Source organism: Streptomyces sp. NBC_00212, assembly GCF_045206365.1.
Taxonomy (GTDB): Bacteria; Actinomycetota; Actinomycetes; order Streptomycetales; family Streptomycetaceae; genus Streptomyces.
This window is the reverse complement of sequence record NZ_CP108115.1, coordinates 5107936-5127399: the sequence shown is the minus strand read 5'-3', so window position 1 is coordinate 5127399 and position 19464 is coordinate 5107936. Positions and strand designations below refer to the sequence as shown.

At 71.0% G+C, this 19464-nt stretch carries 17 protein-coding genes; 7 read left to right on the top strand and 10 right to left on the bottom strand.

What is annotated here, in order from left to right:
- Positions 1 to 22: 22 nt before the first annotated feature.
- Positions 23 to 1708, bottom strand: coding sequence for a PQQ-binding-like beta-propeller repeat protein (locus OHA17_RS23590; protein WP_406508258.1), 1686 nt, complete (start codon positions 1706 to 1708; stop codon positions 23 to 25).
- A gap of 326 nt (positions 1709 to 2034) precedes the next feature.
- Positions 2035 to 3840: an ABC-F family ATP-binding cassette domain-containing protein gene (locus OHA17_RS23585; RefSeq protein ID WP_406508257.1), complete on the bottom strand. Its 1806-nt coding sequence runs from the start codon at positions 3838 to 3840 to the stop codon at positions 2035 to 2037.
- Between the two features lie 147 nt (positions 3841 to 3987).
- Here OHA17_RS23585 and OHA17_RS23580 point away from each other — a divergent pair, with 147 nt between their 5' ends.
- The 4 genes from OHA17_RS23580 to OHA17_RS23565 all read left to right on the top strand — a co-directional run bounded on the left by OHA17_RS23580 (position 3988) and on the right by OHA17_RS23565 (position 6526).
- Positions 3988 to 4629, top strand: coding sequence for a lipoprotein (locus OHA17_RS23580; protein ID WP_406508256.1), 642 nt, complete (start codon positions 3988 to 3990; stop codon positions 4627 to 4629).
- A gap of 116 nt (positions 4630 to 4745) precedes the next feature.
- Positions 4746 to 5582 carry a Scr1 family TA system antitoxin-like transcriptional regulator gene (locus tag OHA17_RS23575; protein WP_406508255.1) on the top strand — a complete coding sequence of 279 codons (837 nt, stop codon included), beginning with the start codon at positions 4746 to 4748 and terminating at the stop codon, positions 5580 to 5582.
- Entirely contained in the window at positions 5579 to 5821 is a 243-nt protein-coding gene (locus tag OHA17_RS23570) for a DUF397 domain-containing protein (RefSeq protein WP_406508254.1), read from the top strand. Before OHA17_RS23575 ends, OHA17_RS23570 begins: the two co-directional genes overlap by 4 nt.
- 174 nt (positions 5822 to 5995) lie before the next feature.
- On the top strand, positions 5996 to 6526 hold the full coding sequence (locus tag OHA17_RS23565; protein WP_406508253.1) for a Uma2 family endonuclease: 531 nt from the start codon (positions 5996 to 5998) through the stop codon (positions 6524 to 6526).
- Between the two features lie 2 nt (positions 6527 to 6528).
- On the opposite strand, the gene OHA17_RS23560 is transcribed toward OHA17_RS23565, so the two are convergent.
- The 6 genes from OHA17_RS23560 to rsmI all read right to left on the bottom strand — a co-directional run bounded on the left by OHA17_RS23560 (position 6529) and on the right by rsmI (position 12543).
- Complete coding sequence (locus OHA17_RS23560) at positions 6529 to 7431, bottom strand: 4-(cytidine 5'-diphospho)-2-C-methyl-D-erythritol kinase (RefSeq protein WP_406508252.1); 903 nt, start codon at positions 7429 to 7431, stop codon at positions 6529 to 6531.
- A 330-nt stretch (positions 7432 to 7761) separates the two neighbouring features.
- Positions 7762 to 8625 (bottom strand): 16S rRNA (adenine(1518)-N(6)/adenine(1519)-N(6))-dimethyltransferase RsmA, encoded by an 864-nt coding sequence (gene rsmA, locus OHA17_RS23555; protein WP_406508251.1) that lies wholly within the window; start codon positions 8623 to 8625, stop codon positions 7762 to 7764.
- Complete coding sequence (locus OHA17_RS23550) at positions 8622 to 10028, bottom strand: ubiquitin-like domain-containing protein (RefSeq protein WP_406508250.1); 1407 nt, start codon at positions 10026 to 10028, stop codon at positions 8622 to 8624. Before OHA17_RS23550 ends, rsmA begins: the two co-directional genes overlap by 4 nt.
- 135 nt (positions 10029 to 10163) lie before the next feature.
- A complete protein-coding gene (locus OHA17_RS23545; protein ID WP_053729621.1) occupies positions 10164 to 11036 on the bottom strand; it encodes a TatD family hydrolase in 873 nt (290 codons plus the stop codon).
- Positions 11037 to 11097: 61 nt separating this feature from the next.
- On the bottom strand, positions 11098 to 11463 hold the full coding sequence (locus OHA17_RS23540) for a hypothetical protein (RefSeq protein WP_406508249.1): 366 nt from the start codon (positions 11461 to 11463) through the stop codon (positions 11098 to 11100).
- A 192-nt stretch (positions 11464 to 11655) separates the two neighbouring features.
- Positions 11656 to 12543: a 16S rRNA (cytidine(1402)-2'-O)-methyltransferase gene (gene rsmI, locus OHA17_RS23535; protein WP_406508248.1), complete on the bottom strand. Its 888-nt coding sequence runs from the start codon at positions 12541 to 12543 to the stop codon at positions 11656 to 11658.
- 76 nt (positions 12544 to 12619) lie between these two features.
- Between rsmI and OHA17_RS23530 the strand changes: the two genes are divergently transcribed.
- The 3 genes from OHA17_RS23530 to OHA17_RS23520 all read left to right on the top strand — a co-directional run bounded on the left by OHA17_RS23530 (position 12620) and on the right by OHA17_RS23520 (position 17121).
- Positions 12620 to 14395, top strand: coding sequence for a dolichyl-phosphate-mannose--protein mannosyltransferase (locus tag OHA17_RS23530; protein ID WP_406508247.1), 1776 nt, complete (start codon positions 12620 to 12622; stop codon positions 14393 to 14395).
- A 133-nt stretch (positions 14396 to 14528) separates the two neighbouring features.
- Positions 14529 to 16154 (top strand): penicillin-binding transpeptidase domain-containing protein, encoded by a 1626-nt coding sequence (locus OHA17_RS23525; protein ID WP_406508246.1) that lies wholly within the window; start codon positions 14529 to 14531, stop codon positions 16152 to 16154.
- 121 nt (positions 16155 to 16275) lie between these two features.
- The gene (locus OHA17_RS23520) at positions 16276 to 17121 is read left to right on the top strand and encodes an EamA family transporter (RefSeq protein WP_398875995.1); all 846 of its coding nucleotides are present in this window, start codon (positions 16276 to 16278) and stop codon (positions 17119 to 17121) included.
- Positions 17122 to 17136: 15 nt separating this feature from the next.
- Here the strand turns inward: OHA17_RS23520 and OHA17_RS23515 are convergent, their stop codons facing one another.
- Both OHA17_RS23515 and OHA17_RS23510 read right to left on the bottom strand, forming a co-directional pair.
- On the bottom strand, positions 17137 to 17955 hold the full coding sequence (locus OHA17_RS23515; RefSeq protein ID WP_406508245.1) for an SDR family NAD(P)-dependent oxidoreductase: 819 nt from the start codon (positions 17953 to 17955) through the stop codon (positions 17137 to 17139).
- On the bottom strand, positions 17952 to 19118 hold the full coding sequence (locus tag OHA17_RS23510; RefSeq protein ID WP_406510792.1) for a serine hydrolase domain-containing protein: 1167 nt from the start codon (positions 19116 to 19118) through the stop codon (positions 17952 to 17954). Before OHA17_RS23510 ends, OHA17_RS23515 begins: the two co-directional genes overlap by 4 nt.
- Positions 19119 to 19464 lie beyond the last annotated feature (346 nt).

The following is a 19464-nucleotide window of genomic DNA, read 5'->3' as shown; positions in this document are numbered from 1 at the left end:
GCGGGGACGGGGAGTTGGGGCGTCACTTGCCGAAGGACAGGATCGAGTTGTCCCTCTGGTCGCCCTTGGGGCTGTTCACTCGCCCGTTGAGGAGGAAGACGCGCCCGCCCGCCCACGTGATGCGGGGGCTGAAGAAGGCTTGCTCGGTGCTGGCGGCCGCCGACGGGCTCTGCAGCGTGATCGTCGGCGTGCCGCCGGTCGGCGGCAGGGTCGCGATCGCGGCCCCCTCGTCGTCGATGCCGGGCTCGATGTAGACCACGACCTTGCCGCCCTCCACGGCCAGCGGCTCCATCATGCGGCCCTTGGGCGCGGCCGCGTGCCACTTCTCCTTGCCGGTGCCGAGGTCGATGGCGACGATGTCGTTGCTGCGGCCGACCCCGAGGTCGCCGGCGTCCTTGCCCTCGGTGGAGATGTAGAGGGTGTTGGCGTCGGCGGCCGTGCCCGAGCAGTCCTGGAGCTGGCGGTCGACGATGCCGAACCCGCTGCAGTTCGCGGTCAGTTGAGACTTGGAGTCGACCTGCGAGCGGACCTTGCCGTCAGGGGTGAAGGTGGAGATGTTCCACGTCTTCTTGTCCTTGTTGGTGGCGTAGACGACCAGCGGGTCCATCGAGTAGATGCGCCGGATCGACCAGCCCTTGTCGTACTGGTAGTTCCACTTGGGCTGGCCGGTCGCCGGGTCCAGCTCCTGCAGGAGCTCCGACTGCGGGGCGTCCATGCTGGTGTTGTTCGGGTCGCTGCAGGTGCCCACGGAGATCAGCTTGGGGCCGCCCGCGAACGCGTCGGAGCGGCAGTTACCGGTCTTCGGGGTGCCGTACAGCTTCTTGCCGTCGGTGATGGAGAAGCCGCTCGCGCCGCCCATGCGGGCAAGCACCACGGTGTTGCCGCTGATCGCCATGTCGCCGCCGACCATGATGTCGAATAGGCCCTCCGACGGCACCGGAGCCTTCCAGCCCGCCTTGCCGGCCGCCAGGTCGACCATCTGGAGCTGATTGCACTTGGCGTCCTTGGTGTTGTTCTCCTGGACGCCGAAGACGATTTTTCCGTCCGCGGTGGTGTCGTGCGGGGCGCTGCAGATGGGGGTGTCCAGGGACACCTTCCACTTCTCCTTGCCGTCCGCCACGGCGTAGCCGACGACCTCCTTGTACATGGCCTTGACGACGACGTCGCCCAGCCGCCAGGGGCCGTGCTGCTCGGCGCCGTTCTGGGTCAGCGCGGTCTCGTTCTCGTGCAGCCAGACCCGCGCCTCGCCGTCCTTGATCCCGGCGTTGATGTCGCTGGAGTCGCTGCCGCCGTTGCCCTTGCCGTCGCCCTTGTCGACGGAGGCCGAGCCGGAGGGCTGTGCGCCGTGACTCTTGTCGGCGACGGGCTTCTTGTTGTCGCTGCTGCCGCTGAACATGAAGTACGCGCCGCCGCCTATGACCAGGAGGCCCGCGACCGCCGCGGCCACGATCGCCCCGGGCTTGCCCTTGAACGGGTTCTTGCCACCGCCCTGCGGCGGCACCGGGGCGCCCGGGTACTGCGGCTGACCGGGGTAGCCGTAGCCGCCCTGCTGGGTCTGCGCATACGGGTTGGGGCCCGTCGGAGGCTGGCCCGGGTAGCCGTAACCAGGCTGCTGGGGCGAGGTCTGCGGGTAGCCGTAACCCGGCTGCTGCGGGGGCGTCTGCGGGTAGCCGTAGCCGGGCGCTCCGGCCGGCGGAGCGGGCGGCATCTGCGGTGGCTGGGCCGGTGGAGTAGGCGGCGCGGCCGGCATCTGCGGCGGCTGGGCCGGCGGTCCCTGAGGCTTGTCCTGCGGTGCTCCGAAGCCACCCTGTGGTGGTTGCGAACTGGGCGGCTGAGTCACAGCGAGATACCCCCGAATTTGCGTCTTTACGTCTTTACGTCAGTCGAACGGAGCTACTTTCTATCACTCGGAGCACTACGCGCCACGGGCCGGTCACCCCTGTTCCCAAGGGAGAACCGGCCCGTAATGCCGCCGTTACTGACTCTGTACGCCGTCTCTACGCAAGCGCCGCAAGACGTTCGTAAGGGTGTGCCTCAGGCCTCCTCGGCCAGTTCGAGCCAGCGCATCTCCAACTCGTCGCGCTCGGCGATCAGTTCGCGCAGCTCGGCGTCCAGTTTCGCCACCTTGCCGAAGTCCGTGGCGTTATCGGCGATTTGCGCATGCAGATTGGTCTCGCGGTCGGAGATCTTGTTGAGCTGCCGCTCGACCTTCTGGAGTTCCTTCTTGGCGGCGCGGGCGTCCTGCGCCGAGACCGCGCTCGTGGGCCTGGCGGCGGGGGCCGCGACCGGAGCCGGCGCGGACTCGATCATCCGCTGCCTGCGCTCCAGGTACTCGTCGATGCCGCGCGGCAGCATCCGCAGCGTGGCGTCGCCGAGCAGCGCCCACACGTGGTCGGTGGTGCGCTCGATGAAGAACCGGTCGTGGGAGATGACGACCATGGAGCCCGGCCAGCCGTCGAGGAGGTCCTCCAGCTGGGTCAGGGTCTCGATGTCGAGGTCGTTGGTGGGCTCGTCGAGGAAGAGCACGTTGGGCTCGTCCATGAGCAGACGGAGCAGCTGGAGCCGCCGCCGCTCACCACCGGAGAGGTCACCGACAGGCGTCCACTGCTTCTCCTTCGAGAAGCCGAACTGCTCGCAGAGCTGCCCGGCGGTCATCTCGCGGCCCTTGCCGAGGTCGACGCGGTCGCGGATCTGCTGGACGGCCTCCAACACCCGCAGGGCGGGCGGGAGTTCGGCGACGTCCTGGGAGAGGTAGGCGAGCTTCACGGTCTTGCCGACGACGACCTTGCCGGCCACCGGCTGCGCCTCGCCCGCGGTGCGCCAGGCCTCGGTCAGTGCGCGGAGCAGCGAGGTCTTGCCCGCGCCGTTCACGCCGACCAGGCCGATGCGGTCGCCGGGGCCGAGCTGCCAGGTCAGGTGCTTGAGCAGCAGCTTCTCGCCCGCCTGGACGGTCACGTCCTCCAGGTCGAAGACGGTCTTGCCGAGCCGGGCGTTCGCGAACTTCATCAGCTCGCTGGTGTCGCGCGGCGGCGGCACGTCGGCGATGAGCTCGTTGGCGGCCTCGATGCGGTAGCGCGGCTTGGAGGTACGGGCCGGGGCACCGCGGCGCAGCCAGGCGAGCTCCTTGCGCATCAGGTTCTGCCGCTTGACCTCCTCGGTGGCGGCGATGCGCTCGCGCTCGGCCCGCGCGAAGACGTAGTCGGAGTACCCGCCCTCGTACTCGAACACCGACCCCCGCTGGACGTCCCACATGCGGGTGCAGACCTGGTCGAGGAACCAGCGGTCGTGGGTGACGCAGACGAGCGCGGACCGCCGGGCCTGGAGGTGCCGGGCGAGCCAGCTGATGCCTTCCACATCCAAATGGTTGGTCGGCTCATCAAGAACAATCAGATCCGGCTCACCGATGAGCAGCTTGGCCAGCGCGATGCGGCGCCGCTCGCCGCCGGAAAGGGGCGCGATGACGGTGTCGAGGCCCTGCGCGAAGCCGGGCAGGTCGAGCCCGCCGAACAGGCCCGTAAGGACGTCACGGATCTTGGCGTTGCCGGCCCACTCGTGGTCGGCGAGGTCGCCGATGACCTCGTGCCGGACGGTGGCCTCGGGGTCGAGCGAGTCGTGCTGGGTGAGCACGCCGAGGCGCAGCCCGCCCACGTGTGTGACCCGCCCGGTGTCCGGCTCCTCCAGCTGGGCGAGCATCCGGATCAGGGTGGTCTTGCCGTCGCCGTTGCGCCCTACGACACCGATCCGGTCACCTTCGGAGACGCCGAGGGAAACACCGTCGAGCAGGGCACGGGTCCCGTACACCTTGCTGACTGCCTCGACATTGACCAGGTTGACGGCCATTTCACTCCTGAGCAGGGGGATGGATCGTCGTCCAGGGTAGTCGCCGCGAGGGGTCGGATAGCGTGCGGTGCGCGATCAGGGGATCACATGTTCGGTAATCCGAGGTTCAAGACCTGGGGATTACGAGTTGTAAAGGGGCGGGGGCTCATGAAGCGGAATGTGCGGAATGTGGTGCGGGGCGCGGTGGCGCTGGCGCTGGCGGGGGCGGCACTGACGGGGTGCGGCGAGGAGAAGGCGGCGCCGTCGGCCCCGGCGAAGCCCTCGCAGGGCGGGGCGACGGCGACGGCGGCCAAGGGCTCCGCGGTGGGGGCGGCGGGCTCGGCGTGCACACTGCCGGTGGCCTTCGACCTGGCGGCCAAGTGGAAGGCGAAGCCGGTGGAGCCGGAGGCTGCGGACTCCCCGCTCGCCGGGCTCAGCAAGCAGGGCCCGTTCACGATGGCGTGCGAGATGGACGCGAAGCCGGCGGGGAACGTCGGCTTCCTGCGAGCCTGGACCGAGGACGCCAAGTCGGGCACGCCCCGCTCGGCCCTGGAGGCGTTCGTCGGCGCGAACAAGAACGCGAGCAAGGCGACGTACGAGGAGATCAAGGCGGGCTCGCTCCCCGCGACCGAGGTCGTCTTCGAGACGTACAACAAGCTGATGGACGAGTCGAAGCAGGAGCGGGCACTGGCGGTGGTCACCCCGAAGGGCACGCTCGTCCTGCACCTGTCCGGCCTGGACACGCAGGAGCAGACGGAAATGCTCCCGGCGTACGAGCTGGCGAAGTCCAGCATGAAGCCGACGCCATGACGCCCCGGTCCGTACGCTGAGCGAGCGTACGGACACGGAGGGTGGACGGTACGGTCGCGAGCGGTCACCCTGGGTGAGTTGAGCGGGGAGATCAACTCACCGGAAGGTGGCGGCACATGACCGAGGACTGGGAGTACGGCGCGGGCGAGCCCGTTTCGTCCGACAGCCTGAAGACGTTCGGGGCCTTCGTGCAGGGCCTGCGCGAACACGCCGGCCTCACCCGCGAAGAGCTCGCCTCGCTGGTCCGCTTCTCCAAACACACCGTGGAATCGATCGAGTTGGGCCGCCGCATGCCGGACCGCGACTTCGTGGACCGAGCGGAGCCGGCCCTGGGCGGGACGGGCGCGCTGAAGAAGGCGTACCGCCATCTGACCCGGCATCCGGGGTTGGCGGCGTGGTTCCGCCAGTGGGCGAGGTATGAGCGGCTCGCGGACAGCCTGGACACGTACGAATGCCGGTTGGTACCGGGCCTGTTGCAGTCGGAGGCGTACGCACAGGTGACCTTCGGCAACGCCCTTCCCCCGCTGACCGACGAGGAGTTGGAGGCCAAGGTGGTGGCCCGCATGCAGCGACAGCGGCTCCTGTGCGACCGCCCCCACGTCTCGTACAGCTTCGTCGTCGAGGAGCACGTCTTCCGACGCGGCATCGGCGGACCGGAGGTCACACGCGGCCTGTTGGACCATGTGCTAGCTCTCACCGAGCCTCGCAACGTGGTGTTGCAGATCATGCCGTTGGAGTCCACGGAGCACGCTGGCCTCGCAGGCCCGCTGCGCCTGCTGGAACTACCCGACGGTCGCCGACACGCCTATTCCGAAGGCCAGTTGAACGGCCGCCTGATCTCCGACCCAAATGAGGTGGCGCTGCTCTACCGCCTGTATGCGACACTGCGCTCGCAGGCCCTCACCCCTGCCAAGTCAAGGGGCCTGCTGGAGCGAATCCGAGGAGCCCTATGAGCGCCAGTGAACTCGCCTGGTTCAAGTCCAGCTACAGCAGCCCCCAGGGCGACGACTGCATAGAAGTCGCCCTCGCCTGGCACAAGTCGAGCTACAGCAGCGGCCAGGGCGACAACTGCGTAGAGGTCGCGGTCTGCCCCGCCACCGTCCACGTACGCGACTCCAAGGACAAGCAGGGTCCGCAGTTCGCCGTCTCGGCGCGGGCGTGGACCGCGTTCGTCGCGGGGCACCGGGGCTGACGACCGGCCTGGGTCGAACAGGACACGGCTGCGTCACGCTTCGTGGTGACGCGGTCGGAAAGCGGCGGTCACTGTGGACGGGCGTGCCGAAGGATCCCGTCCATGGACGAAACCATGAACGCTGACGAGCCCGTCGAGTACCAGTGACCCCGGCCGCCTCGGGACGGCTACACCGTGGACGACCTGTTCACGCTGCCCGAGCTCCCGTCGCGCACCGAGCTGATCGACGGGAGCCTGGTCTTCGCGAGCCCGCAGCGCATGTTCCACTCGGTCGTGGTCGACCTGCTGGTCGGCGGCGTACGCCGTGACCTGCCAACCGAGTTCAAGGTCACCCGGAACATGACCGTCGTACTGGACAGCCGCAATGGCCTCACGCCCGACGTCAGCGTGGTTCAGGCTTCCGCGATCACTGGGCCGGACCAGATGAGCTTTCGCGCGGAAGACGTGCTGCTCGCCGTCGAAGTCGTCTCCCCGGATTCCGAGTCCCGGGACCGTACGACGAAGCCGCAGAAGTACGCCGCCGCTGGGATCCCGAACTTCTGGCGGGTCGAGCGGGGCGGCACCGGCGACGAGCCGGTGGTTCACGTCTACGAGCTCGACCCGCTCACCAAGGCGTACGTACACATGGGCATGCAGCGCGACCGGCTCAAGGTCGGCAAGCCCTACGCCATCGACCTCGACCTCACCGCGATCGACGAGCTCTGATCTCAGCCCGGCAGCACCGTCGCCCCCTGTGCCGGTGACGAGGCCACCCGCGCGGTGCGGCAGGTGCCCGATGCGGTGAGGGCCGTCGCGACCTTGGTCGCCGCTTCGGGGTCTGCGCACAGGAAAGCCGTCGTCGGGCCCGAGCCTGAGACCAGGGTGGCCAGGGCGCCCGCCTGCTTGCCCGTCTCCAGGGTGTCCGCCAAGGAGGGGCGCAGGGACAGGGCGGCGGGCTGCAGGTCGTTGGTGAGGGCGGCCGCGAGGGCCTTCGGGTCGCCGGTGCGGAGTGCGTCCAGGAGAGCCGGGGAGGCTACGGGGGCGGGGGCGTCCAGGGTGAGGCGGTCGAACTCCCGGTAGACCGCCGGGGTGGACAGGCCGCCGTCCGCCACCGCGAACACCCAGTGGAAGGTGCCGCCGACTTCCAGCGGGGTGAGCTTCTCGCCGCGTCCCGTACCGAGGGCTGCTCCGCCGACCAGGCTGAACGGGACGTCGCTGCCCAACTCGGCGCAGATGTCGAGGAGTTGGGACTGTTCGGCGCCCGTACCCCACAGGGCGTCGCAGGCCAGGAGCGCGCCCGCGCCGTCCGCGCTGCCGCCTGCCATGCCGCCCGCTACGGGGATGTCCTTGTCGATGTGGATGTGGACGTTGGGCTCGATGCCGTGCCGGGCCGCGAGGAGTTCCGCCGCTCGGGCGGCCAGGTTGGTGCGGTCCAGGGGGACCTGTTCCGCGTCCGGGCCGGTGCAGGTGATGCGGAGCTCGTCGGCGGGGGTCACCGTGACGGTGTCGTAGAGGGCGACGGCGAGGAACACGTTGGCGAGGTCGTGGAACCCGTCGGGGCGGGCGGGGCCCACGGCCAGTTGGGCGTTGACCTTGGCGGGGACGCGGACGGTGACGGTGCGGGGGGTCACGTGGCTCCTTCGGGTGCGGGCGGCTTCATTTTCCCCCACCCCGCCCCTTCCCGCTGCAACACTCTGCGGCTCCGCCGCGTGGCCTCCGGGGGGAAGGCCCCTGGGGCTCCGCCCCAGACCCCGTTCGCGCCTTAAGGGCGCTCGTCCTCAAACTCCCCCAAGGCCTTAAGGGCCAGGGGGGACCCCCATGACGGGCTGGGTATGCCCGCATCCACCCTGATAGGGGCGCGGGGAACTGCGCGAGCAACCACCCACGGCCCGCAGCCGAACGAACTCCCCCGGCGGGTCTCGGGAAGGGGCGGGCTGGGGAATGGCTCGCCGCAGGCGGTCCTAGCTCGGGCGGTTCTCTGCGATCCGGGCGAATTCCTCCACCGTCAACCCCTCGCCCCGCGCCTGCGGAGAAACCCCCGCCGCAACCAGGGCCGCCTCGGCCGCCGCAGGCGAGCCCGCCCAGCCCGACAGCGCCGCCCGCAGGGTCTTGCGGCGCTGCGCGAACGCCGCGTCCACGGCCGCGAAGACCTCCGCCTTGGAGGCCGTCGTCTCCACCGGGGACGTACGCCGCACCAGCGACACCAGCCCGGAGTCCACGTTCGGCGCCGGCCAGAACACGTTCCGGCCGATCGACCCCGCCCGCTTCACCTCCGCGTACCAGTTCGCCTTCACCGAAGGCACCCCGTACACCTTGTTGCCCGGCTTCGCCGCGAGGCGGTCCGCGACCTCCGCCTGGACCATGACCAGGGTGCGTTCGATGCTCGGGAAGCGGTCCAGCATGTGGAGGAGGACCGGGACCGCCACGTTGTACGGGAGGTTCGCCACGAGTGCCGTGGGGGGCGGGCCCGGCAGGTCCTTGACCAGCATCGCGTCGGAGTGGACCAGAGCGAAACGGTCCGCACGGCTCGGCATGCGTGCCGCGATCGTCGAGGGGAGCGCCGACGCCAGTACGTCGTCGATCTCCACCGCCACCACCCGGTCCGCCGCTTCGAGCAGCGCCAGGGTCAGCGAGCCCAGGCCCGGGCCCACCTCGACCACCACGTCGTCGGGGCGGACCTCGGCGGTCCGCACGATGCGGCGGACCGTGTTGGCGTCGATGACGAAGTTCTGGCCGCGCTGCTTGGTGGGGCGTACGCCAAGCGCCGCGGCCAGTTCGCGGATGTCGGCGGGGGTAAGGAGTGCGTCGGGCTCAGTGGTGCTCACCGATACAGCCTACGGCCGCAGTGCGGCCACGGGCTCGCTCCCCTGGTCACGAACAGCTTCTTCGCCCGGAACGTCTGCTCGCCCGCCGGTGCCTGCTCGGGCCGCCCGCTGCCGCCGAGCGAGTGCCAGGTGCCCGCGTCGAACTGGTAGAGCCCGCCGTACGTGCCGGACGGGTCGAGGGCGCTCGGGCGGCCGCCCGACTCGCAGTGGGCCAGGCCGCTCCAGTTGAGGTGGTCGGCGCCGCCCACCGAGGCGGGCAGTGCCTTGGTGCCGACCTTGACCTGCTGGGTGACCGCCTCGCGCACGATCTCCTCGGCGATCTTCTTCGGCCTCTGCTTGACCCCGTTGACCGTCCGCAGCGCGTACGTGACCTTGCGGGCGCCCTGCCGGCCCTGGCGGACCACGACCTGCGTACCCGTGAACAGCGTGTCGTCCTTGGTCTTCTCGACCTTGAAGGGGATGAGCTCCTCGCGCACCTCCCTCGTTCCGCTGATCCGCATGACCGTGACCGTCTGGCCGTCGCGGGGGAAGGACATCGGGGGTACGGAGGTCGTGTCCTGGCCCTGCAGCGAGATGCCCGCTTCCTCCAGGGCACCGGAGACCGTGGCCGCGTTGGTGCGCAGGGTGCGTTCGCGGCCGTCCGCGAGGAAGGTCACCGAGCGTTCGGTGCGTACGTCCAGGGAGAGGCCCGCGCGGCCGATCTCCAAGGAGCGGGACACCGACAGATAGGCACCTTCGGCGCGCACGCCGAGCTGGCGCAGGGCCCCGTCGACGGTGCGGGCGGTCGTCCACACCTGGCGGCGCTGGCCGTCGAGGGTGAGCTGGACGGGGCGGCCGTAGCGCACCACGACCTCGTCGCCGCCGGCGAGCTCCGCGCCGGGGCCGGGCGCCACGAGGTCGTGCGCCCCGACCGGCACGTGCTCGTCGGCCAGGAGCTCCTCGACGCTGTCGGCGAAGGTGTGCATGGTGCGCGGTACGCCGTCGACGGTCAGGTGGACCGCCTTGTCGCTGACGACGAACGCGGAGGTGCCGCCCGCCAGGAACGCGACGACGAGGGCCTGCGGGACGAGCCTGCGCAGGCCCTCGGGCCCGCCCGAGGACTTGCGGCGCCGGGCCGCCCGGCGCGCCCCGGCCCGCCCTCCGGGCTCTGCGTCCTGGCGTTCTCGGCGTTCTGGGCGGGGTGGCACGGGTGCGCGCTGCTCGGGGACGGGCACCGGGGCGATCAGGGTCTCGTGGTCCGCGTAGGCGGGCGTGAAGCCGTCGTAACGGGGCGCGCGGGAGCCGAAGGGGGGCGCGGACGCCTCTGCGGTGCCCGCGGCGACCCCGTACGGAGGCGTTGCCGTGGCGGTCGCGGCGCGGTTGCCGCCGCGTGCGGCACGGTGACTGCCCTGCGAATTGCTCACGACGCTCCAGGGTCCGGTCCGATGGTGCGGGCCGGGACACTAGCGGAGCAGCGGTCACTCTCCAAAGCAACTCGACTACACAGCGTCGTGGCGCTACCCTGTGCACCGCTCGGCGCGACCGGATCCTGTTATCGGTCAGTAATCAAACGCGCGCGCAGTGTTGTCCGCGATCGCCGCGGCCAGCACGTCTTCGCCGATGCCCTTCACGGCCGCCATGGCCCGTACCGTGACCGGAATGAGATACGGCGCATTGGGCCGTCCGCGGTACGGAGCCGGGGTGAGAAACGGCGCGTCGGTCTCGACGAGAACGAGTTCCAGCGGGGCGACGGCGAGAGCGTCGCGCAGCGGCTGGGCGTTTTTGAAGGTCATGTTTCCCGCGAAGGACATGAAGTACCCGGATTCGGCGCAGAGTTCGGCCATTTCCGCGTCGCCGGAATAACAGTGGAAGACCGTGCGTTCCGGTGCGCCTTCCTCGCGCAGAATACGCAGCACATCGGCGTGCGCCTCGCGATCGTGGATGACGAGCGCCTTGCCCTGCCGCTTGGCGATCTCGATGTGCGCCCGGAAGGACCGCTCCTGGGCGGCCTTGCCCTCGGGTCCCGTGCGGTAGTAGTCGAGGCCGGTCTCGCCGACGGCCTTGACCCACGGCAGGGCGGCGAGCCGCTCGATCTCGGCGAGGGCCTCGTCCAGCGCGCCGTCGCCGCCGGGGCCGCGCGCGCCTTGGCGCGACCAGCCGTCGGGGTCTCCGTGGACGATCCGGGGGGCTTCGTTGGGGTGCAGGGCCACGGCCGCGTGCACGGGCGCGTACGCCTCGGCGGTCTCCGCCGCCCACCGGGAGCCCTTCACGTCGCAGCCCACCTGGACCACGGTGGTGACGCCCACGGCCGCGGCCTTCTCCAGGGCCTGTTCGACCGTGCCGTCCTGCATGTCCAGGTGGGTGTGCGAATCGGCCACCGCCACTCCGAGCGGTTCGGGCAGGGGCGGCGGGGCATCCTTGGCGGCACTCATACGGGCGATCCTACGAAAGGGGCGCGCCCCCGTACGCGACCGGTCGCGTACGTGCGGGCGCCTACTTCCGGTGGAAGGGATGCAGGAGGTCCGACAGGTGCCAGTGGTGCTCCGGCTTCGCAGCGGTCTCGGCGGTGTCTTCCAGCTCGGACTTGGCCGGCTTCGCCTCGTGGTCCTTGAGCCACTGCTGTGCGGACGACACCCGCCCGGCACGCATGATGCGCACCACGTGCCCGCCGCAGTTGAGGCAGGTGGGGGCGGACAGCGGGGAGGGCACCCGTTCGCCGTTGGCCTTGTATATGACGAATGCCTGGCCAGTGGCGTCTGTGTGGTGCTCTATTTCGTACGCCTGTTCCCAGCCGTATCCGCACCTCATGCACGCGAAGGCATACGCCTCGTGTGCCGTGGTCTCAGCGATCTCACTCATGTGCCGGCTCCTCTTGTCCGCTGGACAAGCTCTTGCGAGCGCTCTTGCGAGCGGGGGCGAAAGCGTCCCCGATCCAGGAGACGCCTTTCGCTGCCAAAACGCATCAGGGGCTGTCGAGAGTTGGCGTGGTCTTGGCCTTTCCTAGGGCTGCGTGCTTTTCCCTGCCCCGGTGCGCGGCCTGCGTTTTACTTTTTACGATAGTCCTTTACCTGCGGCGGGGCCCTGACGTGCCGCATTCTTTGCCGCCACTACCGCGTCGAACACCTCGCGCTTGGGTAGACCCGTCTCGACGGCGACGGCCGCGATGGCCTCCTTGCGCCGCTCCCCCGCCTCTTCCCGGACCTGTACGCGCCTGACCAGCTCGGCCTCGTCCAGATCGGCCGGGCCCGTCTGGGGCGCGCCCTCGACCACGACGGTGATCTCGCCGCGCACACCCTCGGCCGCCCACTCGGCGAGGTCCTTCAGGGGGCCGCGCTTGACCTCCTCGTACGTCTTGGTCAGCTCCCGGCACACCGCCGCGCGCCGCCCGGCGCCGAACACCTCGGCCATCGCGGCCAGGGTGTCGTCGAGCCGGTGCGGGGCCTCGAAGTAGACCAGCGTGCGCCGCTCGTCGGCGACCTCACGCAACCGGCCGAGGCGCTCGCCGGCCTTGCGCGGCAGGAACCCCTCGAAGCAGAAGCGGTCCACGGGAAGCCCGGACAGGGCGAGCGCGGTCAGCACCGCCGAGGGGCCCGGCACCGCCGTGACCTTGATGTCCTTCTCCACGCAGGCCGCGACCAGGCGGTACCCGGGGTCGGAGACCGACGGCATGCCCGCGTCGGTGACGAGCAGCACCCGGGCGCCGCCTTCGAGGGCCTCGACCAGTTCGGGGGTGCGCGCCGACTCGTTGCCCTCGAAGTAGGAGAGGACCCGGCCATGGGTGTGCACGCCGAGCGCCTGGGTGAGGCGGCGAAGGCGCCGGGTGTCCTCGGCGGCGACGACGTCGGCCCGCTCCAGTTCGGCGGCGAGCCGGGGCGGGGCGTCCGCGGTGTCGCCGATGGGGGTGCCTGCGAGTACGAGAGTTCCGGTCACACCAACCATCCTCGCAGCCCGGCGACGGCCGGGCCGCCGGGCCCGGCCACGGGACTCGCACAGCCGGGTTCCCTACGATGGCGCGGTGACCAGTACTGCGCCACAGACCCTGCCGGGCCACGAAGCCGGGGACGAGCCGCCCTCCTGGCCGCACCGCATGCGCCGGTTCGGCCATGTCGTGCGGCCGAGAACCGGGCTGCGCGAGCGTCTGGTGCCTCCGTTCACCCGGCCCTCGGGGCAGCTGTGGACGGTGCTCGGCATCCCGCCCCTGTGGGCGGCGCGCATCGTGCGCTGGTCGGCGTGGGCGGGGCCGCTCCTGGTGACGCTGGTCGCGGGGCTCATGCGGTTCTGGCACCTGGGCGCCCCGCACGCGGTGATATTCGACGAGACGTACTACGCCAAGGACGCCTGGGCGCTCATCAACCACGGCTACGAGGGCGACTGGCCGAAGGACATCGACAAGTCGATCCTCGCCAACCCCGATCTGATCGCGGTGCCGACCGCGCCGGGCTATGTGGTGCACCCGCCGGTCGGCAAGTACCTGATCGGCATCGGCGAGAAGATGTTCGGCTTCACGCCGTTCGGCTGGCGCTTCATGGTCGCCGTGCTCGGCACCCTGTCGGTGCTGCTGATCTGCCGGATCGGGCGGCGCCTGTTCCGCTCGACGTTCCTGGGGTGCCTCGCGGGCACGCTGCTCGCGGTCGACGGGCTGCACTTCGTGATGAGCCGCACCGCACTGCTCGACACCGTCCTCATGTTCTTCGTGGTGGCCGCGTTCGGCTGCCTCCTCGTCGACCGCGACCGTACGAGAGCGAAACTCGCGGCCGCGCTGCCCGAGGGCGAGGACGGACTGCTGCGCCCGGACGCGGAGATCGCGGCGACCTTGAGGTTCGGCTGGCGGCCCTGGCGGCTCGGCGCCGGGATCATGCTCGGCCTGGCCTGCGGCACCAAGTGGAACGGCCTCTACATCCTGGCCTTCTTCTGCGTGATGGCCGTCCTGTGGGACGTGGGCGCCCGGCGCACGGCGGGGGCGGTCACCCCCTACCGGGCGGTCCTTCGCCGGGACGCGTTCTGGGCGTTCCTCTCCACGGTGCCGGTCGCGATCGCCACGTACATGGCGTCGTGGACGGGCTGGTTCGTCACCGACAAGGGGTACGGCCGGCACTGGGCGGACGGCCGCGCGGGCCTGTCCCCCGACCACATCAAGCTCCCGGTCATCGGCACCATCAACCACCTGCCGCAGTTCGACCTGAGCTGGGTGCCGGCCTCGCTGCGCAGCTTCTGGCACTACGAGACCGAGGTCTACAGCTTCCACGTCGGCCTCACCGAGGGCCACACCTACCAGTCGAACCCGTGGAGCTGGCTGGTGCTCGGCCGGCCCGTCTCGTACTACTACGAGAGCCCCGCCCCCGGCACCCAGGGCTGCCCCTCCAACACGGCCGGCAAGTGCGCCTCCGAGGTCCTCGCGCTCGGCACCCCGCTGCTGTGGTGGGCCGCCTGCTTCGCGCTTCTCTACGTCCTGTGGCGCTGGATCTTCCGGCGCGACTGGCGGGCCGGCGCGATCGCGTGCGGCATCGCGGCCGGGTACCTGCCCTGGTTCATGTACCAGGAGCGGACGATCTTCTTCTTCTACGCGGTCGTGTTCGTGCCGTTCCTGTGTCTCGCGGTGGCGATGATGATCGGCGCGATCATGGGGCCACCGGGCTCGGACGAGCGACGGCGTGCGGTGGGGGCGATCGGGGCGGGTGTGCTCGTCCTGCTGATCGTGTGGAACTTCGTGTACTTCTGGCCGATCTACACCGGCACCGCGATCCCCCTCGACGCGTGGCGCAGCCGGATGTGGCTGGACAGCTGGGTGTGATGCCGGTCGCGTTCCGGTAACCGTTCGACAACTGAGAGCACCGCTGTCACTGCCGTCCCGTAGAGTCGCCCCCAAGTAACCCCTTGAACACGTTCAAGAGGTTCGGGGGACTCCTGGGGAGGGGAACTGCGGGATGCGCAGTGGAGCGAAGGTCGCCATCGTGGGCGGGGTGTTCGTGGTGGTCGCCGGAGGCGTGGCGTACGGGGGCTACACGCTGGTGGGCGGGGGTGACGACAAGGGCTCCGGCGGGACGCGCACGCAGGGCGCGCCCGCGCGCACCGGGCCGCCTGGCGCGGACGAGATCAAGGAGACCTCCACCGGCTTCCTCCAGGCCTGGGCGAAGGGCGACGCGGCGGGGGCCGCCGCCCTGACCAACAACCAGCAGGGCGCCTCGGCCGCGCTGACCGGCTTCAGCGACCAGGCCCACATCACGAACGTGGTGGTCACCCCGGGCGCGCCGAACGGGGCGGTCGTCCCGTACACCGTCAAGGCCGACGTCTCCTTCGAGGGCAAGACGGCCCCGCTGTCCTACGCCTCCCAACTCACCGTCGTACGCGGCCAGTTGACGCACAAGGTGCTGGTGGACTGGCAGCCCGCCGTGCTGCACCCGCAGCTGAAGACGGGCGAGCGCCTGGTGACGGACAAGGCGCAGAACCCCGAGATCCAGGCCGTCGACTACAAGGACCGGCCGCTGACCAAGGAGCAGTACCCCTCGCTGGCCGCGATCCTGGACGGGCTTCGCCAGAAGTACGGCGCCAAGGTCGACGGCACGCCGGGCATCGAGCTCCAGATCCAGGGCAACAACACCCCGGCCCGCACGCTGATCACCCTGCAGAAGGGCACGCCGGGCAAGCTGAAGACGACCCTGGACGCGGATGTGCAGGCGGCCGCCGAGAAGGCCGTGAAGGGGTTCGGGGAGTCGTCGGTGGTGGCCGTCAAGCCGAGCACCGGTGAGATCCGGGCGGTCGCGGACAACCGCACCGACAAGTTCCCGGCGTCGCTCCAGGGCCGGGTCGCGCCCGGCTCCACGATGAAGATCGTCACCGCGGCGATGCTGATCGAGAAGGGCAAGGCGGCCCCGGACAAGCCGACCGAGTGTCCCTCCGACGTGATGTGGCAGGGCGTCACCTTCCACAACCTCAACAACTTCTCGCTGGACAACAAGCCCTTCTCGATGAGCTTCGCCAAGTCCTGCAACACCGCCTTCATCAAGCTCGTCGACGACGTGAACGACGACGGGGCGCTGGGGCGCGTCGCGGCCAACTACTTCGGCATCGGCCAGGACTGGAAGATCGGCGTGCCGTCCTTCGACGGCAGCGTGCCCGCCTCGGCCGGTGCCGAGACGGCGGCGGCGTACATCGGGCAGGGCAAGGTCCAGATGAGCCCGCTCGACATGGCGTCCATCGCGGCGACCGCGAAGTCGGGCCGCTTCCGCCAGCCGGTGATCGTGCCGCAGTCCCTCGACGGCCGGGCGCTGGCCCAGGCCGACCCGCTGCCCTCGGGCATCGCCGGCCAGCTGCGCGAGATGATGCACATCACCGCGACCGCCTCGTACGGGACGGCGACCGTGGCCATGCAGAGCGTCGGCGGCGACAAGGGCGCCAAGACCGGCTCCGCCGAGAAGGACGGCCAGAACAAGTCGGACAGCTGGTTCACCGGCTACAGCGACGACCTCGCGGCGGCCGCCCTGGTGCAGTCCGGCGGACACGGCGGGGACGCGGCGGGGCCGATCGTCGCGCAGGTCCTGCGCGCGGGCTGAGCACCTGGAGCAGGGGTCGGGCCCAGGCTCTGAAACCCTCTCGCGTGGCCCGTACACCGACCACTAGCGTGCGGGCCATGGACTCTTCGGATCGCCCCCTCGACCCGCGCGAGCGGCACTCGTGACCCTGACCATCACGTGCGCGGTGCTGCTCGCGGCCCTCACGCACGCCAGCTGGAACGCGCTCGCCCACCACCTCAAGGACCAGCTGCTCTCCTTCACCCTGATATCCGGCGGCGGCGCGCTGATCGGGCTGCTCGCGCTGCCGTTCGTGCCGGTGCCGGACCGCGGGGCCTGGCCGTATCTGCTGGTCTCGGCGGCTCTGCACGTCGCGTACATGCTGCTGCTCATGCGGTCGTTCACGCTGGGCGACTTCGGGCAGATGTATCCGATCGCGCGCGGCACGGCCCCGCTGGTGGTGACCGTGCTCGCCGCCGTGTTCGTGCACGAGATGCCGAACGCCTGGCAGCTGGCGGGCGTGGCCGTGGCCTGCGCGGGGCTGGTCGGGGTCGCCCTGTGGGGCCTGCGCGGCTCGCGGCCGAACTGGCCGGCCATTCTCGCGGCCCTCGCCACCGGCCTCACGATCGCCGGGTACACCGTCGTCGACGGCGTCGGGGTGCGCGCCTCGGGCTCCTCGTCCGGCTACATCGCCTGGCTGATGATCCTGGAGGGCCTGGCCATCCCCGCCTACGCCGTATACCGCCGGCGGTCCCAACTGGCCGTGGAACTGCGCCCGTTCGCGGCCCGCGGGCTCCTAGGCGCGGCGCTCTCGGTCACCGCGTACGGGCTCGTCCTGTGGGCGCAGACCAGGGCGCCGCTCGCCCCGATCGCCGCGCTGCGCGAATCGTCGATCATCGTGGGCGCGGCGATCGGGGCGATCTTCTTCAAGGAACGCTTCGGCGCCCCCCGGATCGCCGCGGCGGGCCTCCTTGTGGTGGGCATCGGCCTGATGCTGCGGGCGGGGTGACATCCCCTCGGCCGGTCACTCCCCGCAAGCCGCCCGCTGGAAGCCGGTGTTGACCGCGAGGAGGCCGCCGTCGACGCGCAGGGTGGTGCCGGTGATCCAGGACGCGTCGGCCGAGGCGAGGAAGGCGACAGCCGCCGCGATGTCCTCGGGCTCGCCGACCCGGCCCAGCGGGTACAGCTTCGCCATCCGCTCCAGCTGGGCCTCGCGGCCGTCCCAGGTGGGGGTGTGGACGGTGCCGGGCTCGACCAGGTTGACCCGCACCCCGCGCGGCGCGGCGTCCCCGGCGAGCGTACGGGTCAGGGAGGCGAGGCCCGCCTTGGCGGCGCTGTAGGCGTGGTTGCCGAAGTCCTGCTCGCCGTTGACCGATCCGATGCTGACGATCGCGCCCCGGCCGGACGCGGCGAGGTGCGGCAGGGCGGCGCGGGCGCAGCGGAAGGCGCCGGTGAGGCTGATGTCGAGGTCGCGGGCCCACTCCTCGTCGTCCTCGTCCTCGAAGCGCGCGGCGTCCGGCGTGCACGAATAGGCGTTGTTGACGAGGACGTCGAGCCGGCCGAACTCCTCGACGGCGAAGGCGACCGCGGCCTCCACCGAAGCCCGGTCGGACACGTCGCAGTGCCGGGCTACGGCACCTTTCAGTTCGGCCGCCGTTTCGGCCGCCCGCCCCAACTCGACGTCGGTGACGAGGACTTGGGCGCCCTCGGCGGCCAGCCTGCGCGCGGTGGCGGCGCCGATGCCGCGCCCCGCGCCGGTGATCAGTACCGCGTGTCCGTCGAAACGTGCTGCGTTGAAAACCGTCTGGGAAGCCGCTTGGGAAGCCGTCTGAGGATGCGTCATACGGTCGAACGTAGCGCCCGCACCAGGGCCTGGGCACGGGGGTCGGCGGTGACGCCCTTCTGCAGGCCGTTGGTCACATAGCCGAACGCGGTCCCCGACTCGGGGTCGGCGAAGCCCAGCGAGCCGCCGCGTCCGGGGTGCCCGAAGGATCCGGGGGCGAGGAGCGGGGAGGCCGGGCCGTGCAGCATGTAGCCGAGGCCGAAGCGGGTGTTCACGACCAGGACCCTGTCCGGCCCCGAACTCTCCTCCGTGCGGGCCAGGGCGAGCGTGGCGGGCGCGAACAGCCGCTCCCCGCCGTCCACTTCGCCGAAGGTGGCGGCGTAGAAGCGGGCCAGCGCGCGGGCGGTGGAGATGCCCGCGGAGGCGGGGAGTTCGGCGGCGCGGTAGGCGGGGTCGTTCTCGTCCGGCAGCGGGTCGATCGCGCCGAACGCGCGCCGGGTCAGCGAGTGCGGGTCCTGGTAGGCCTCGGTGACGCTGCGCTTCGGCCTGAGCCGCAGCCCGCCGTCGCCCGCCTCGGGCGCCTCGACGGGGCCGACCCGGCCCACCCGGTGCGCCTCGGTGTCCGGCACGCCCATCCAGAAGTCCAGGCCGAGCGGCCCGGCTATCTCCTCTGCCACCCACCGGCCGATGGTGCGCCCGGTGACGCGCCGGACCAGCTCGCCGAGCAGCCAGCTGTAGGTCTGCGCGTGGTAGCCGTGCGCGGTGCCGGGCTCCCAGAACGGGGGCTGCGCGGCCACGGCGGCCGGTCCGCTCTCGCCGTCGGCGGCCTCGGCGGGGGTGAGCGGGCGGTCGAGGGCGGGCACCCCGGCCCGGTGCGAGAGGAGGTGCCGTACGAGGGTGCGCTCCTTGCCGGCCGCCTTGAACTCGGGCCAGTACGTCGACACCGGGGCGTCCAGGTCGAGCCGTCCGCGCTGGTGCAGGAGGAGGGGGACGGCGGCGACCACGCCCTTGGTGGCCGAGCGCACTATCTGGGCGGTGTCCAGCGCCCAGGGGGCGGTGCCGTCCACGTCCTTGGTGCCGGCCCACAGGTCGACGACCTTGCGGCCGTGCCGGTAGACGGCGACGGCCGCGCCGCGTTCTCCGCGCTGCTCGAAGTTCCGCACGAAGGCGTCCTTCACCGGTTCGTAGCCCGGTGCCACGGTGCCCTGTACGTCGACCACGATCGCTCCCCATCTTGCTGGGCGCCGCGCTGGTGCCCGCTACCCATGGTGCCTGACGGGGAGGCGGGGCCGACGCGGGCGGGGTTGCGGCCCGGGCGGGTGCACTGGGGCTCCGCCCCAGACCCCGTTTCGCCCCCACCCCACCCCTTCCCTAAACCCTCCGGGGGTGGGTGGGTCGCCTGCGGCCCGGCGGTCATGACCTGGGGCTCCGCCCCAGACCCCGTTCGCGCCTGAAGGGCGCTCGTCCTCAAACTCCCCCAAGGCCTTAAGGGCCAGGGGGACCCCCACGACAGGCTGAAGATGCCGGTGCTGGCCAGGATCGATGCTGTCAGGGGCGCGGGGAACTGCG

Bases quoted from the DNA above. Each gene is read 5' to 3' on its own strand.
- OHA17_RS23585 (WP_406508257.1), bottom strand. From the start codon at position 3,840: ATGGCCGTCAACCTGGTCAATGTCGAGGCAGTCAGCAAGGTGTACGGG.
- OHA17_RS23575 (WP_406508255.1), top strand. From the start codon at position 4,746: ATGACCGAGGACTGGGAGTACGGCGCGGGCGAGCCCGTTTCGTCCGAC.
- OHA17_RS23540 (WP_406508249.1), bottom strand. From the start codon at position 11,463: ATGAGTGAGATCGCTGAGACCACGGCACACGAGGCGTATGCCTTCGCG.
- rsmI (WP_406508248.1), bottom strand. From the start codon at position 12,543: ATGGTTGGTGTGACCGGAACTCTCGTACTCGCAGGCACCCCCATCGGC.
- OHA17_RS23525 (WP_406508246.1), top strand. From the start codon at position 14,529: ATGCGCAGTGGAGCGAAGGTCGCCATCGTGGGCGGGGTGTTCGTGGTG.
- OHA17_RS23515 (WP_406508245.1), bottom strand. From the start codon at position 17,955: ATGACGCATCCTCAGACGGCTTCCCAAGCGGCTTCCCAGACGGTTTTC.
- OHA17_RS23570 (WP_406508254.1), top strand. From the start codon at position 5,579: ATGAGCGCCAGTGAACTCGCCTGGTTCAAGTCCAGCTACAGCAGCCCC.
- OHA17_RS23590 (WP_406508258.1), bottom strand. From the start codon at position 1,708: ATGCCGCCCGCTCCGCCGGCCGGAGCGCCCGGCTACGGCTACCCGCAG.
- OHA17_RS23545 (WP_053729621.1), bottom strand. From the start codon at position 11,036: ATGAGTGCCGCCAAGGATGCCCCGCCGCCCCTGCCCGAACCGCTCGGA.
- OHA17_RS23580 (WP_406508256.1), top strand. From the start codon at position 3,988: ATGAAGCGGAATGTGCGGAATGTGGTGCGGGGCGCGGTGGCGCTGGCG.